The 15,685-nt window shown below is 40.1% G+C and carries 15 protein-coding genes; 8 read left to right on the forward strand and 7 right to left on the reverse strand.

Annotated elements, in window-relative coordinates:
- Positions 1 to 41: 41 nt before the first annotated feature.
- Positions 42 to 515 carry a VOC family protein gene (locus tag L3V41_RS10625; RefSeq protein ID WP_062570431.1) on the reverse strand — a complete coding sequence of 158 codons (474 nt, stop codon included), beginning with the start codon at positions 513 to 515 and terminating at the stop codon, positions 42 to 44.
- A 68-nt stretch (positions 516 to 583) separates the two neighbouring features.
- Positions 584 to 1,840, reverse strand: coding sequence for an MFS transporter (locus L3V41_RS10630; protein WP_062570430.1), 1,257 nt, complete (start codon positions 1,838 to 1,840; stop codon positions 584 to 586).
- Between the two features lie 247 nt (positions 1,841 to 2,087).
- Between L3V41_RS10630 and L3V41_RS10635 the strand changes: the two genes are divergently transcribed.
- Together L3V41_RS10635 and L3V41_RS10640 are read left to right on the forward strand one after the other, a co-directional pair.
- A complete protein-coding gene (locus L3V41_RS10635; protein WP_237127694.1) occupies positions 2,088 to 4,457 on the forward strand; it encodes a TonB-dependent receptor in 2,370 nt (789 codons plus the stop codon).
- Positions 4,458 to 4,596: 139 nt separating this feature from the next.
- Positions 4,597 to 5,541 (forward strand): alpha/beta hydrolase, encoded by a 945-nt coding sequence (locus tag L3V41_RS10640; protein WP_062570428.1) that lies wholly within the window; start codon positions 4,597 to 4,599, stop codon positions 5,539 to 5,541.
- A 17-nt stretch (positions 5,542 to 5,558) separates the two neighbouring features.
- Here L3V41_RS10640 and L3V41_RS10645 read toward each other — a convergent pair whose 3' ends face one another.
- The 3 genes from L3V41_RS10645 to L3V41_RS10655 all read right to left on the reverse strand — a co-directional run bounded on the left by L3V41_RS10645 (position 5,559) and on the right by L3V41_RS10655 (position 8,528).
- A complete protein-coding gene (locus tag L3V41_RS10645) occupies positions 5,559 to 6,926 on the reverse strand; it encodes an alkaline phosphatase PhoX (RefSeq protein WP_237127695.1) in 1,368 nt (455 codons plus the stop codon).
- Positions 6,927 to 7,046: 120 nt separating this feature from the next.
- Positions 7,047 to 7,700 carry a hypothetical protein gene (locus L3V41_RS10650; RefSeq protein ID WP_237114992.1) on the reverse strand — a complete coding sequence of 218 codons (654 nt, stop codon included), beginning with the start codon at positions 7,698 to 7,700 and terminating at the stop codon, positions 7,047 to 7,049.
- A 9-nt stretch (positions 7,701 to 7,709) separates the two neighbouring features.
- The gene (locus tag L3V41_RS10655; RefSeq protein ID WP_062570425.1) at positions 7,710 to 8,528 is read right to left on the reverse strand and encodes a MipA/OmpV family protein; all 819 of its coding nucleotides are present in this window, start codon (positions 8,526 to 8,528) and stop codon (positions 7,710 to 7,712) included.
- A 133-nt stretch (positions 8,529 to 8,661) separates the two neighbouring features.
- Between L3V41_RS10655 and L3V41_RS10660 the strand changes: the two genes are divergently transcribed.
- Positions 8,662 to 9,825, forward strand: a complete 1,164-nt coding sequence (locus tag L3V41_RS10660; protein WP_237127696.1) for a sensor histidine kinase — start codon at positions 8,662 to 8,664, stop codon at positions 9,823 to 9,825.
- Positions 9,826 to 9,829: 4 nt separating this feature from the next.
- On the forward strand, positions 9,830 to 10,465 hold the full coding sequence (locus L3V41_RS10665) for a response regulator transcription factor (protein WP_062570423.1): 636 nt from the start codon (positions 9,830 to 9,832) through the stop codon (positions 10,463 to 10,465).
- Between the two features lie 16 nt (positions 10,466 to 10,481).
- Here the strand turns inward: L3V41_RS10665 and L3V41_RS10670 are convergent, their stop codons facing one another.
- Both L3V41_RS10670 and L3V41_RS10675 read right to left on the reverse strand, forming a co-directional pair.
- Positions 10,482 to 11,786, reverse strand: coding sequence for a GGDEF domain-containing protein (locus L3V41_RS10670; RefSeq protein WP_083515354.1), 1,305 nt, complete (start codon positions 11,784 to 11,786; stop codon positions 10,482 to 10,484).
- Between the two features lie 154 nt (positions 11,787 to 11,940).
- Entirely contained in the window at positions 11,941 to 12,390 is a 450-nt protein-coding gene (locus L3V41_RS10675; RefSeq protein ID WP_237127697.1) for an Lrp/AsnC family transcriptional regulator, read from the reverse strand.
- A 99-nt stretch (positions 12,391 to 12,489) separates the two neighbouring features.
- Here L3V41_RS10675 and L3V41_RS10680 point away from each other — a divergent pair, with 99 nt between their 5' ends.
- From L3V41_RS10680 to dps, 4 genes are all read left to right on the forward strand, one after another.
- Positions 12,490 to 13,080 (forward strand): LysE family translocator, encoded by a 591-nt coding sequence (locus L3V41_RS10680; protein WP_062570420.1) that lies wholly within the window; start codon positions 12,490 to 12,492, stop codon positions 13,078 to 13,080.
- Positions 13,081 to 13,184: 104 nt separating this feature from the next.
- Positions 13,185 to 14,321 carry a GGDEF domain-containing protein gene (locus L3V41_RS10685; RefSeq protein WP_062570419.1) on the forward strand — a complete coding sequence of 379 codons (1,137 nt, stop codon included), beginning with the start codon at positions 13,185 to 13,187 and terminating at the stop codon, positions 14,319 to 14,321.
- A 139-nt stretch (positions 14,322 to 14,460) separates the two neighbouring features.
- Complete coding sequence (locus L3V41_RS10690; protein WP_062570418.1) at positions 14,461 to 14,880, forward strand: CBS domain-containing protein; 420 nt, start codon at positions 14,461 to 14,463, stop codon at positions 14,878 to 14,880.
- A 250-nt stretch (positions 14,881 to 15,130) separates the two neighbouring features.
- Complete coding sequence (gene dps / locus L3V41_RS10695) at positions 15,131 to 15,649, forward strand: DNA starvation/stationary phase protection protein Dps (protein WP_062570417.1); 519 nt, start codon at positions 15,131 to 15,133, stop codon at positions 15,647 to 15,649.
- Positions 15,650 to 15,685 lie beyond the last annotated feature (36 nt).

The raw sequence follows: 15,685 nt of genomic DNA on the forward strand, positions 1-15,685 counted from the left end.
ATACGCGTAAATGAGCTATTTAGTTTTATCTGCCAGAAAGTTTAAGCATCTTGCTCTTTACTCATCAACTCACTCATGCGTTGCATAAGCTCTTGCTCAGTAAGATCTTCTTTGTGTGTGCCTATAGTCCAAATATGACCGAACGGGTCTTCTAACGTCCCTGATCTGTCGCCATAGAATTGGTCGTGCACAGGGCGCAGCTCTTTTGCGCCTAGCGACAAGGCTTTTGCGAATACCGCATCAACATCTTCAACATACAGCATAAGACTCACTGGAGAGCCCCCTAATTGCTGTGGAGACTTAAATTCTATATCAGGGCAGTTATCAGATAGCATGATATGAGAATCAGCAATTTTTATTTCGCCGTGAGCGACTCCGCCATCTGGTAAAGGCATTTGCATTATAAGTTCGGCATCAAATGCTTGTTTGTAAAACTCTATCGCCTTAGTGGCACCGTCTATAACCAGATACGGGGTTACCGCATGGAAACCTTTAGGAATTGCAGAAACAGCCATATTACACCTCAACATTAAATGTGTGACTTATAAAGGTAGCAGCTGTTGTGCAATTTCACGTTATAAATTTACTTTGCTAATGGCTTTGCAAAATTGGGCCTAGGTAGCTTTTCGAGTATGGCGTATAAATAAATCACTACAAGACAAAGCCCTCCCGCTACAAAGAACAAAGTTGGACCACTGTAATAATCTAAAATTAAACCACCACCGAGCGGCGCTAAAGCAAACCCTAAATCATAAAACGAAGCGGCACCAAAGTACGCACCACGAAGATGAGAAGGTGCAAGCCTATCAAGGTGAACGTTCATCGTCGGAAATAAAATGGTTTCGGCCAAACTCATCACAACTATCGCACCAATCCAGCCCCAAAATAAATCTATTGGGTTAAGTGCTAGCCAAAGTTGCGACACCATTAGTAGCACCAAGCCAATTTGAATTCGCACCGTTAGGCTAAATCGCGCCATCATTTTTAACAGCAGAAATTGACTTGAGATGATCACCAATGCATTGGTAAATATCAATGCAGAAATCAGTGCTAATAAGTCAGGAGCCTCTGCACGAGTTAGGTATTGTATGAGTGAACTATCCATTTGCGCATAAATAAACATGCACAAAATATTGGCTAAAATTAAACATTGCAGCAGCTTATCAGCCAATAAAATACGCAGAATTTGTTGACCCTGCTCTGCTGGTTTTTTCTCTTCAAGTTCATCGACTGCGGCAGTATTTTTTGCTGCTTTATGACTAAAATTGAAACCCCAAACAAGTAGCACCAATAAGATAGCAAATGCCCCTGCGGTAACATAAAAGCTCGACTGCTCACCAGTTAAACCTAACCATACGCCTGCTAATGGGCCAACAGCACAGCCTACATTAACAATAAAATAGAGCGACTGCATGGCCAGCTCGCGAGTTTGCGCATCGTCAATAATATCGCCAATCGCCGCACTGGTTAACGGTCGCCAAAGCGCAGTAGCAATCGAGCACATGGTCATCACAATTACATAACCTGCGACGGTTTCAACCTCAGCCAACAGCGAGAAAGAAACGATGTACAACACACCTGTGATGTACATTAATGTATGCCGGCCCACTTTATCTGACAGGCTGCTGCCAATAAAACTGGTAAACACCGAAATCACGGCAGCACTGGTGAGCACCAAACCAACTTCTGTTGCTGTTAAAGCAAACTTTTCGTACAAGATCACCGCAAGAAATGGCCACACCATGTAATAGCTGCCACGGGTAATGAACGAGCCAAATAAGAAGATCCACATAAGCACAGGAAACTGCTTAAAGCGCGCTAAAGAAATATCTGAATTCATTATTTTAATTTTTATGATGATGATTAAACACTATACAGGAACTGAATCAGCCTTGGGCATTTAATCTAAACTTGTTTGTAACAGCGTATTAATTAGCTAAAAACTAACGCAACTTTATTGAGAATACCGTTAAGTGAACTTGAAAAAGACTAATCTAAATAGAAATTATTATTGATTGTATTCGCCATTTCTGTACCATACGCACGTCCAATAAATGGATAACTTATAAAAAGAACTGGAACCTACAATGAAATCAATCAAACCAAGCTTATTAACACTGGCTATTGCAGCTCAGTTTTCAGCGTTTGCTGACGATGCTAAGCCTAAGCAAGATATGGAACACTTAGTCATCACTGCAACGGGCTTCGAACAGAAAGTAACTGAAGCGCCCGCAAGTATCTCTATCATCACTAACGAAGATATAAAATCTCATGCATTTACATCAGTGCTAGATGCTGTGCAGTACTTAGAAGGTATCGACATTGGCACGACACGAGATAAAACGGGCCAAGGCAGTGTGAGTATGCGTGGTTTAACAGGCGAGTACACCCTGTTATTGATTGATGGTAAACGCCAAAATAACCATGGTGATATTTACCCAAACAATTTTGGTGGCAACGCGTTTAACCACGTACCACCGGTCGATGCCATTGAACGTGTTGAAGTTATTCGCGGGCCTGCATCAACGCTTTATGGTGCTGATGCACTTGGCGGTGTAATTAATATCATCACTAAAAAGCACACTGATAGCTGGAGCGGTGCTGTTTCATTTAGCCGTTCATTACAGCAAAACGATGATTTTGGTGATGACATTACCACTGACTTTAGTGTGATGGGTCCGCTTATCAAAGACGTATTAAGCTTAGGTGTGCGCGGCAGTGTATATGAACAACAAGCATCATCGCCAACATTCGAACCAGCAACGGATCCGAATGGTGTTGTACATGTTCGCTCACTTGGCTTTGGTAGTGGTGGTCGTACAGTCGATAACACAAACGAGCAGTATGGTTTTACTTTAACTTATACCCCGTTTGAGTCTCATCATCTACGTTTTGATTATGATAACTCAAGCCAAGTGTATGACAACACGCCTAGCTACGACATTGAATCGGGCACGATTACTTACCCACTTGGCACAAAAGACAATATTGAATCAATTTGGCAAGACCGCCGTGGTCAAGTTAACCCGCGTGCTGGTTATGCAGCTGATCAAGAGTTTGACCGTGAATGGTGGTCACTCAGTTACGATGGCGAGCTTGAATGGGCGACCGTTAAGGCCTCTGTTTCTTATGTTGATACACAAAATAACGGCCGTACTTTACCACTTAGTGTAAGCGAGCGTTTAGAGCTGCAAGCTATGTACGATGGTACTGGCGAATACGAAGGGTTAGATGAGCAGGCACGTAAAGACTTAGCAGAAGAAACCTTCTTACCACGCCCTGCTCGTCCACTTGAAAGCAGCCAATACACCTATGACTTACGTTTTGATATTCCAATTACAGGGCGTTTTGGTAGCCATAACCTAGCAATGGGTGGCCAACTTATCGACGGCGAGTTAAAAGACGGCGTATTTGGCCTTGAAAGTGACCAAGCAGGTCAAGTACAAGAGCAAAACATGTACTCGGTATTTGCCGAAGATAACTGGATGGCAACAGACAACTTTACCTTCACATTAGGTGCTCGTTACGATGACCATGATGTATTTGGCAGCCAAGTATCACCTCGCGTTTACGGTGTATACAACTTATCAGATACTTGGACGTTAAAAGGGGGTGTGAGTACAGGTTATAAAACACCACAAACAACCGATCTTTACGACGGTATCACCGGGTTTGGTGGCCAAGGTACAAGCCCATTTGCGGGTAACCCAGATCTAGAGCCAGAAACCAGTGTGAACTCAGAAATCGCACTTTACTGGAACTCTTTAGACGGCGATCACAATATCAATGTGACTTACTACAACACCAAGTTTGAAGACAAAATAGCCCGCGGCGATACTATTTTAAGCTGTGAGCAAACGAACAATGTTCGCCCTTGTGTGAACTTAGGTCAGTACGATCAACTTGGCTACGATAGCTACAGCCAAAAAATCAATATCGATGAAGTAGACCTACAAGGTGTTGAAATTGCAGGCCAATATACTATCACTAAAACGGTATCGATTAACGGTAACTATACGTGGACTGATAGCGAACAAAAGAGCGGTCCAGAAGAAGGTCAGCCATTAACTAACTCAGCTGAGCATATGGCTAACCTTACCCTAAACTGGGAAGCCACTGACTTTATGAACCTGTACCTTCAAGGTGTATATCGTTCAGATCGTTACCGCGGTTGGGATAACGTACACGACAAAGCTCTTTACTATAAAAACTACAATCTACTTAACTTAGGTGCGCAGTTCTATGTAAATGAGTACGTGCAAATTAATGCCCGTGTAAACAACCTATTAGACGAAGACTTCACGTCTTATAGCACAAGCTATACCGACTTAAATGGTGATGGTGAATATGAGTACCTAACAGGTCGCGGTGTAGTTAGTGAAGTAACATTCACAGACGACTACAACGTGAAAGATAAAGGTCGTAACTTCTGGATTGGCGTTACCGCTTACTTCTAAGTTTTAACTCTCTGAAAATAGACAGCATGCAGTCATGTGCTGTCTATTTCTCTTACTGACTCTATTCTTATTACTGTCACTAAACTGCCAACTTCACACACTAAGCTAATGATACCTGCGTAAGCTTATTTGTCAGTCTATGGAACATATCCTTACAGCCAGCGGCATATCTATTAGTTATCAAGATGAAGGCAATAAACATGCGCCTGTTATTATCTTGATCATTGGTTTAGGGGCGCAATACACGGTGTGGCCAGACAGTCTTTATTATGGACTCGTTGAAAAAGGTTTTAGGGTCATCCGTTTTGATAATCGTGATGCGGGGTTGTCATCAAAACTAGATGAGTTTGGTAACCCGAGCTTGCTAAAACATTGGCTAAGTCGACGCTTTCCTATTCGCGCTAATTTACCTTACTCGTTAGATGACATGGCTCGCGATGTAAAACAATTCATGAACGCTTTAGGCATAAAAAAAGCCCATTTAGTGGGGGCTTCTATGGGTGGTATGATTGCACAAATAGCTGCGGCAAAATATAAAAAACGCGTGCTGAGCTTAACCTCTATTATGTCGAGCAGCTCGCCTTTGTCGTTTTCAAGTTCCAATATCAACCTACTAGTAAAGCTTGCCAAAATAAGACCTCGCAGCAGCAATAAACAAGCCGCTATTGAATATAATGTTCGTCTAAATCAACTCATTGGCAGCCCTGCTTACCCGCAAGATGAACACATTTTGTATGCCAACGCCGAACGCTATATTACACGCGCTGCCAATAACCAAAAGGGGTTTAAACGTCAGCTTGCGGCCATTGCCGCAACGCCGTATCGGGAGCAACTTTTAAAGAAAATTAAAGCCCCTACTTTAGTGATCCATGGCAGTGCAGATCCTGTTATGCCACTGTCTGCGGGTATCAACACCGCACTGTTAATAAAGCGCAGCAAATTAAGAGTCGTGCCCGGTATGGGTCACGATTTTCCGCCTGCTTTAATGAAAAAGATAACCAAATGGATTAGCAAACACGCCTATAAAGCGTCACAAAAAAGTATACCTAAAGCAAAGCATGCCCATAGCCACTTTAAAAAATGACTATGAGAGCGAATAACTTAAGCACTAAATTGATGCCAAGGACCTCTAATAGCGAGTGTTTTTGAAGGTGAGTAAACATTCACAAACAAAGTACTACCATCTGGTGAAAAACAGGCACCAGCAAGCTCTGTTTGTGCAACTAAGCGGGCAAAATTATAAACTTGACCTTGTGGTGTTACACCACGCAAGTGATTATCAACCACATCGGTATATTGGTCTTCACACACAATTAAATGGCCATTAGGTGACACAGTTAAGTTATCGCCAAAGTTATAAAGGGTTTTGCTGCTACTTTCGACAAACAAGGAGATTTTACCAGGTCGCTCACCTTCTTTATCCGTGCCTTCAAACTCTGATGGCTGATATTTCATAACCTGACCCAGTTGTTTTTTACCGCCGTTGGTACAACAAAAGTACAGCTCTTTATCGCCCCAATGAATACCTTCACCACGGGCAAATAATGCTGCTCCTTGTTTATATCCACGCAGGCGTAAGTCGTCTTTTGGGCTTTCAGGGTTATCCAGATTTACCCACTCAACCTCAAATTCTTGATGTAACCCCATGGCTTTTTTATTCCAATTACGGCTATCGAATTGTGGTTTATTCTTCACAACCATGGCTTGTAATTGCCCGCCTTTATGCAGCTTGCCATATTCATTCGGAATAAAACGATAAAATACACTGTCGCCTTTGTCTTCCGTTAAATAAACAATGCCCGTACGCGGGTCAACCGCGGCAGCTTCATGGTTGAATCGCCCCATTGCTGTTAATGGCTCTGGTTTAATTAGGCCTTTACTATTTGCTGGTACTTCAAAAATATAACCATGATCTTGATTGAATCCATCAGCTTTAGTATCGGTGGTTTCTTCGCAGGTTAGCCATGTGCCCCATGGGGTAATTCCTCCAGAACAATTCCGAATAGTTCCCACTAACGACAAATACTCTTGCTCTTTTTGGTGTGTTTTTAAGTTATAAATGATGTGGCTAGTTCCACCTGGTAATGCAATACCGTCACTGTTGGTATCGAATGCGAGGGGGGTTTTATGGTTTGCAATACTTACTTCAGCTTTTGCTAAATCTTTTGGCTTTAGCTCATGATTACGCACTAAAGCAACGTGGTCATTACCAAGTGCGATGCAGCCCATACCATCGGCTTTATCAGGGACCGTAAATCCATCAGACATTTTTTCACCTAGGCTTGAAATAACTTGATAACTGAACCCTGCGGGTAAATCTAATAATTTGTTAGGATCTGGAAGTAATGGACCAAAACCACTAATTGTTGCTTTAAGATCACTGAATGAAACATTCCCCATGGCACTTTTAGACAACCCTAAAAAAGCTAAAGTACCTGCCCCGACTAAAAACTCTCGACGTGAAACCATGTTAACTCCAAGCTGAAAGCAGCTTTATCATACAAATAAAAAAAGCATTATAAAGCAATAAAGCAGCAAAAAGTTACATTATCACAATATTCACAAAAATGTCATGAACCACTGTCGTAGCTACTCTTCAATAATCGCAAGCGACTGATTAGGAAGAACTAAAACTAAATAACCACGACTCTCTAAACTGCAAAAGTCATACTCATACCCAATAATTTGCAAATCAGTGCCACAATCAGTAATAGGCAAGTAGCTCGTAGCAATTTCCTCTAAGAGTAAGCTCGTACCACGCTTGTAGGTATAATTCATATCACCTGCAAAGCTTACAAGTCGAACCATGGGATCACCGGTAATATCAATAGCGTTCGTTCGGGCTAAAAAGCCAAGTTTTAGCTGTGAATTTGCCTCATATACTATTAAATAATTTTCTGTATCATTGGCAATCCATTTCTGTCTTTGCGCTTTGATTTCATCATCATAAAAAGCTGCAAAACCAACATTACCAAGGGTTGAGCGTTTAAAGCTGAGCTTGGTAAAACCATTATATGCATCCACAGATTGTTGATAATTATGCTGTTTATAAATTGCGTCAGCTGAGGTGCTATTTCTTAGATTCATCATATAAAAATCAATTGGGTACTCGCTGAAGTTATACACATAATAATCACTCGAGAAAAAAGGCTCATATAAATCATCTTCATTGAATACCTCATCCTCTGCGCTATTACAGCCAGCAAGCAAACAAAAGATAAGAATTGTACTTAACAGTTTCATTTATATCCCTTACTTTTCAAAACGATAATTTACAAAAACGGCCAACTGCTGCTTAGCACTGTCTGCAACTAATGGGCTTTTTTTAATTGTTGAGTCTAACGTTTCAATTCGGTAAGTCGCTTGGATGGACCAATGTTCGTTATAAATATAAGCAAGATTCAAGGCAGTAAATGGATTAATAGCAGAGCGAGTTTGATAAGCATATCGACCGTATTCTGGGGCAATGTTCTTCTTAGAGATGCCATAGAGGTATTGGGTGTACTTTTCATCTTGCCAGTAGAGACCAAGATCAGCACTAAGCTGTAAACCCAAACCTTTACCGTAAATAGGTAGACGATACTGCGCAAGTAAGGTAAGTCCCTGTGAGTGGTTAGAAACATCTTGCGCTAAACGTAAAAACAACTGTTTGTACTGTAACTGAGTTCTAAAAGTAAGCTCGCCCTTGCCATCTTTATAATTTGTAAATACCTCATCGTCTGACAACTCATCACTAAAAATTAAGCTACTATCATAGGTCTCATCACGAAAACTAAGCCCCATGGTAGCTTCAAATTCTGCACCATATAAAAAAGCATATTGCACTAAGCCGTATTTAGGACCAATACGCCACGCACCTTTACGCGCATTAAAGTATGGAAGCGACATCGTTTGTATATCGTAGCCATGCCAAGGAGTATCGATTGCAAGCTGCCCTGCTCCCACATCCATTTGCCATTTATCTGTTTGCTCTTTTGCTTGAGCACCATTGATAAATAGTGATGCAAAGCAATAAGCAAGGATGAACGGATAAGAAAATAAACTATTTCGCAGAATTTCATGTTTGGTCATGATAATGTCCCTATATTGATGTTTAATAACAATATAACGCTCATCTGATGGGCAAACATGCTGCAAATGTCACAACTTTAAACGTGACATTTGTCATATACATAAACAGATAAATGCGGATTAGAATAAAGACATGAACAAATTTTTACGTCTTTTTGTACAGCGCAGCGACTTTCTGCTTTCAGCAGTCACTTGGCTATTTGTGTTTATTTACACCTTGCATGCATGGTCGCTCAGCACGCCTCCACCACTTGATTACACACCGGTGCATGTTGTATTGATCAGCTGTTTATTTACTAGCTTTTTCGCATTTTTAATTTACTTTGAGTTTTTTAGACGCCACTTTAAGGTTTATCAAACTGTTATTTTAAACGTCACTGTCACCAATGTATTACTATTAATGTGGTTATTTAATATTGGCTTTGTCGCTATTTTATTGATCATTTTTTTAGTTAAGTTCAGTGATTACGAGCCAAGAAAATCAATACTTTATCTCCTTATATGCTTGCCCTTTTGTATGGCGTTAGTTCTTCATTATGGTTTCAATAGAGAGTTTGTTTTGTTAAATGGCCTAGCATTTACCTTGTACAATAGCTTTGCATATCGTTTTGCAACACGGCTTATTTCTGAACGCAAAGCAAAAGAGCAAGCTGCGCATTTATTACGTGAATTAAAAGCAACGCAATCACTTTTAAACGACACTGCCACTCGCGATGAGCGTATTCGCATAGCCCGTGATTTACATGACACCCTTGGTCACCATTTAACAGGGTTGAGTATTCATTTAGAAGTAGCGAGTCACTGCGCAAGCGTCCAAGCACCTAAGCATATTGCTAAAGCCCAGCAGATAACGCGCTTATTACTCAGTGATGTGCGTGATTCAGTGTCATCTATGCGTGAAAACCAAACTATCGACTTATACGCATCACTGCACTCTTTATGCAGTGATGTTGCAGGCTTAAATGTTATGCTTGAATATGATCCGGCGATCAAAATAAGCGATGCACTCTTAGCACAAACCCTATTTCATGCAATTCAAGAAGCGATAACAAATAGTATAAAGCATAGTGATGCCGATGAGCTTAACGTTACTTTACGGCTCGAAAATCAAACTGTGCAATTACATATAAAAGATAATGGCAATAAAAGTACTGAACTTAATTTAGGTAACGGTTTAAAAGGTATGCAAGAGCGACTGGCTCTAGTCAAAGGAGCCATTGAGTTCAAGCACTGTGATAACGGCTTTGCTATTAATGCAACCCTTCCCCATAAACTTAACCCACATACATTGGCGTAACATTATGATTAATGTGCTATTAGTTGATGACCAAACTTTACTAAGAGAAGGGCTCAAAAGCTTATTGGCGTTAAAAGACAACATCCACGTTGTCGCTGAAGCAGATAATGGTCGCACTGCTTTAGAAATACTTAATCGATGTGCTGTGGATGTTGTGCTTTTAGATATTCGCATGCCTATTTTAGATGGTATTGGCGTACTCAAAACAATGCAGAAACAGGGATTCACTCACCCAGTATTAGTGCTTACAACTTTCGATGATAGTGAGCAAGTACTTGAATGTATTCGCTATGGTGCAAAAGGTTATGCATTAAAGGATATTAATTTAGAACGACTAGTGTCTGCCATCGAAACACTGGCTAGTGGCGGCTCTGCACTTTCACCGGCAATTACGCAGAGAATACTTAACAATCCAATTAAGTCTCACAGTGAGCCAACCTTATTGCCTGATAAGTTAAGTAAAAGTGAGCTGAGGGTACTTAATTTAATTGCTGCGGGCTACTCAAATTCAGAAATAGCCCAAGCATTATATAAATCAGAAGGTACAATACGTAATCAAGTATCGTTTATTTTACGAAAGCTAGATGTGCGCGATAGAACACGAGCCGCTCTAAAAGCGATTGATTTAGGTTTAATTTAAAGCGAGTTACCCAGTGCTAAGCCTCGGCCAAATCACCATAGCTCGTTACTAAATTACGGCCATCATGCTTAGAGCGGTAAAGGGCATCATCCGCACGCTTTAAAACATCCTCCCAAGAGGTTTCTTGATTTTTTGATATCGCAACACCCACACTAATGGTTAAGTGCACTGCTTCACCTTCAATATTTAAAGGTGTTCTTGCGACTTTTTTACGAATACGTTGTGCAAGCAATTCAACATCTTGAGGCTTTAAGTGGCTGACCAAAACAGCAAACTCTTCGCCGCCTAAGCGAAAATTATGATCATACCCCCTTAACTGTTGCTTTGCTATCTTGGTGACATGTTTCAAGGCTTTATCACCTTGTATATGACCAAACCTATCATTCACTGATTTAAAATAATCAATATCAAACACGATGAATGCGAGGCGAAAATTATTTCTAGAGCAGCGTTTAATTTCATTACTAGCGACCTTTTCAAGCGCTTTTCGGTTATACCAACCTGTTAAATGGTCAGTAAAAGAGTATTCTCTAAGGGCTAGCTCTTTTCGCCATGTTACGACGACTGAAAATGAAATGGTTAATAAAAATACAAATGCGATAACAGCCAAACTACCAATATCTAATAAAAGACCTTTATCTAACCACGGATAATTTTCTACACCCGCCAATAAAAAATAACCTCGTATTAAAAGTTGAGCAGCGAATATAAATAAAATACCTATTAATAAATAATATCCCCTGCCGACTTCTTCTTTGCGGTGTTTCCAAAGTGCCATAGTTGCTGAAATATCAAGCGCCGCAATTACTGGATACAAGGCTACGATTCTTAACTCAACAGACTCAACCAAAGGAGGAACCAGATTAAGCAAGTAAATACCCACAAATACTATAACGACCAACCCCCAAGTGGAGCGACCATATAAGCAACGTGATACACCACTAAATAAGGCTGCATGTGCACCAAGGTAACAAGCATTAGCAAAAGAAGGATGGAAAATCCAGGAAAGAGAAACTTGAGTCGCAACAATTCCGACTAAGTTAGATACAAAAAATAACACTCCACAAACAAGCCAATCAAGCAAGTATTTTTCATTACGACTAACGATGAAAAGCGCTGCCATTGTAAGCATCATAATAAAGCTTACTAGGGCGGTGCAAATGAGCAATGTGTGAAGATCCATTCTTATTATTGTCCCTGCATGTGAAATTTTAGGCGTGGATAATAAACCAACAAAAATTATTAGTCCAACTACCAACATCAGAACATAAGCACCATAAATATTATTATATTTAATGGTATACGTCTTTAATCGGGACATTCTGTCAACACAAGAATTAACTTTAGCTTAACAGAGGTAATGTTATTATTTGTATTTCTGTTATTTATATTAATTTGAGATTCATTTTTTATTTATATGAAAAAACTAAAACTAAATAACTTTATAAAATAACAATAGTAATCATTTTAACCTATCAGGCTCGCTCATCTTTTGGCGAATCCATAACCACATGTGAAGTAATTGTTCTCACCTGAGGGATTGAGCCCAGTACATCAGCGTGAAACGATTTATAGGCTTTAAGGTCTGTTGTTTCGACTCTTAGCAAATATTCGTACGAACCCGTCACGTTATGGCACTCTTTAACCTCAGCAATAAATTCAAGGGCTTGCTCAAATGCTAGCTGCGATCGTGTTGAGTGCTCATTCAGGCCAACCCCCACATAGGCTATAAACCCTAGACCCACTGCTTGGTTATTAATAACAGCTCGATAACCTGAAATAACGCCTGAGCGTTCAAGTTCCTGTACTCTGCGTAGGCAGGCTGATGGTGATAATCCAACTTTCTCTGCAAGCTCAGCATTAGCCATACGGCCATTGCGTTTTAGCTCATGCAATATTCTGTTATTTATATTGTCTTTTTTCATTCATTATTGCTTTAAATTAACCATGCAAACAACATTAAGCGATAAAATTGCATCAACATCAAGCTATAATTGCATTTCTAAAAATATGGAGAAGTGATAATGACTTTTGAGATCCTTACTGCACTGGCGCTATTTGCCTTAGTTTCATCAATTACGCCTGGTCCTAATAATTTGATGTTAATGAGCTCTGGCGCGAATTTTGGTTTTCGTAGAACAATGCCACACTTACTTGGCGTAACACTTGGATTCATGTTAATGCTAATACTTGTTGGACTAGGTGTTATGCAAGTGTTTGACTTATTTCCATCAAGCTACCTGATTCTCAAAGTATTTTGTGTTGCTTACCTGTTCTATCTTGCGTTTAAGATTGCCACTAGCAATGGGCAACAAGCCTCTAATAACAAGAGTGAGCCCTTTACTTTTACCCAAGCTGCATTATTTCAATGGGTTAATCCAAAAGCGTGGGCAATGGCACTAAGTGCTATTGGTCTTTACGCACCTGATAAAAATCTACTCTCTGTTTTTATTGTTAGTATCGTTTTTGGCGTCGTTAACTTACCATGCGTGTGCTCTTGGACCTTGCTCGGACAAAAGCTTCAACACTACCTCAGAAATCCAGTACGATTAAAAGGATTTAATTACATTATGGCAGGGCTATTAATCGTTTCTGTATTGTTTAGCTTATTTTGAACTTGTCGCAGCACAAAAAGGCCAGCACAACAACAGAGTAGATTTTAGTGTAAAAATCTTTCTATGCTAAGCTTTTAACTATTGCTCGTTTTTCTATGTGAGTTATGGCTATAAACCTCGAAAGTTATTTTTATCACGGCTTCTTTGTTTTTTTGCTGATCACTGTAATAACCTGCTCGGTCATTGCAACCGGATTAATGATTAGCCGTTTTAAAAGTAAGTCAATTGTCTTCTTTAACTTATTTTTCTATCTAGGTGTTGCTGGCTTTGCTTGGCTGTGGATACAAAATATTTTCGGGCTTCCCAGTGATTTTCGGCCCAGTGTTATTATTTATATTCTGTCAATGGTACTACTTCAGCTCTCGATTTATAACCACGATGAAAAGTGCCGCTTTAATCGATTAATGATTGGCCACGGTGCTATTTTTTCAGTTTGCGTATTATTCACAAACAGTATTAACCAACTTGCTTTAGTAGAGGCATGTTTTACTCTAACCGTGTTACCTGCCCTTATTTACTTTACTTTTACCCGAGCACTATACAAGAGCAATATAGGTAATACTGTGCTCTTAGCAGCACAATGTATTTTACTTTTAGTGCCTATTACTCAGTTAACTATTATCACTCATTCACATAACCTACTGACACTTTACTCATTAACCGTGGTTGCTCATGCCACGGTATTTGTCATGACAGGGCTTGGGCTTATCACCACCCTTCTAATCGATGAAAAACGGCGCTATGCTGAACTATCACTCAAGGATCCACTCACAAATTTATATAACCGTCGAGGTCTTCAGTATGTTTTAGACAAACGGCAGTTATTGACTAATCAGCATGCGACTTTCCTTTATGCAAGCGCTTTAGACATCGACTTTTTTAAAAGCATAAATGATAACTACGGGCATGAAGCAGGAGACCTAGTGCTGGAAGTGTTAGCAGAGCTTTTACAACGTCACCTACACCGAGAAGATCTATGCTGCCGTTTAGGGGGCGAGGAATTTCTCATTCTCAGTATCGAAAAATCCCCAGAGCAAGCCTACCAAAAACTTGAAAAGCTTCGCCAGACCATAGAAACAAGTCAAATTGAATATAAACAACAAATCATTTCACTCACAGCCAGCTTTGGCCTTACTCATTGGCAACAAGCAGACACATTTGACGACTTAATTAACCGAGCAGATAAAGCCCTCTATTCGGCTAAAAACAATGGTCGCAACCGAATTGAAACCACATTTTAATCATTTGAACAGTTTAATTTTAATTCCTTATCATTAAAAAAATTAAGTAATTAATCATAAACTTTGATCTAGGTGAAGTGCACTCAATCATATTCAGGCTACACTGATACCAACATGATTAAATTACTAGGACTTTACCATGACACACCTTGTTTCAGACTTGATGACGCCCGATCCGCTGGCTATCACCGCAGCAAACTCATTGCATGATGCTCATAACTTAATGAAAGAAAAAAATATTCGACACATTCCTGTCATTAATGAGCATGGTGGTTTAGTTGGCATGCTGACTCAAAAGATCATGATCGCTCAAGTAATGAGTATTATGGCGAACTTCAGTGCCAGTGCACTTGAACGCAAAGAAAAGCAAACTAAAGTGCAAGATATTATGGCCACTGATTTCACAAGTATTTCACCTAATCAACCATTGCATGAAGTAGCAAAGTTTTTTGTTGAAAACCGTCACGGCTGTATGCCCGTTGTCGATGATGATAATAACTTAGTTGGCATTTTAACCTCTTCTGACTTTGTTCGTTTAGCAGCGGCCCTGCTCTCTTAACGATTTATGTTCCTAGCTTCTGCACACTGAATTTTTTACATAGAGTGTGCAGACTTTTCATATTCATTCAGTATCTTGTTGAGCACCCTCAAAATAAAAATAAAAATAAAACATTAAAAATCAACAGCTTAAAAAATTTCAGATATCGGCATAACGATTGCTTCTACTCTAATAACTTCGCTTTTTAAGTAACGACTAAGTAACTTAAAAGCTTTATGGAAATACAATTTTAGAGAATCTCGGAGGAGTAATGAGTAATACATCATCAAAAGTCGCTGAATTCACGGCCCCAGGCGTTAATAACGAATCAGCAGCCGATACAATTGCTATTTTAGACAAGCGCATGGTCGCTTTAATCGATTTACACCTTACTCTTAAGCATATCCACTGGAATGTTGTCGGTCCAAACTTTATCGGTGTGCATGAAATGCTTGATCCACAAGTAAGTGCCGTTCAAGAAATGACCGACACTATTGCCGAGCGTATTGCAACTATGGGCGGTGTTCCTGTTGGCACACCACAGTCAATCGTTGATCGCCGCGAGTGGAAAGATTACTCACTAGGCAAAGGGCTAGTATCTGATCACTTAACTGCTCTCGATAAAGTTTATAACGGCGTCAATAAAGATCACCGTAAGGCGCTTGAGCAACTTGCTGAATTAGACCCTGTTTCTGAGGATATGATCACAGGCCAACTTGCAGAGCTTGAACAGTTCCAGTGGTTTGTTCGTGCACATATCGAATCGTCTACAGGCGAATTAAAAGGTTAACACTTCTATCCGAAGACCCCTTGCCCAGCTAGCGCT

Source organism: Pseudoalteromonas sp. L21 (assembly GCF_021728035.1).
Taxonomy (GTDB): domain Bacteria; phylum Pseudomonadota; class Gammaproteobacteria; order Enterobacterales; family Alteromonadaceae; genus Pseudoalteromonas; species Pseudoalteromonas arabiensis.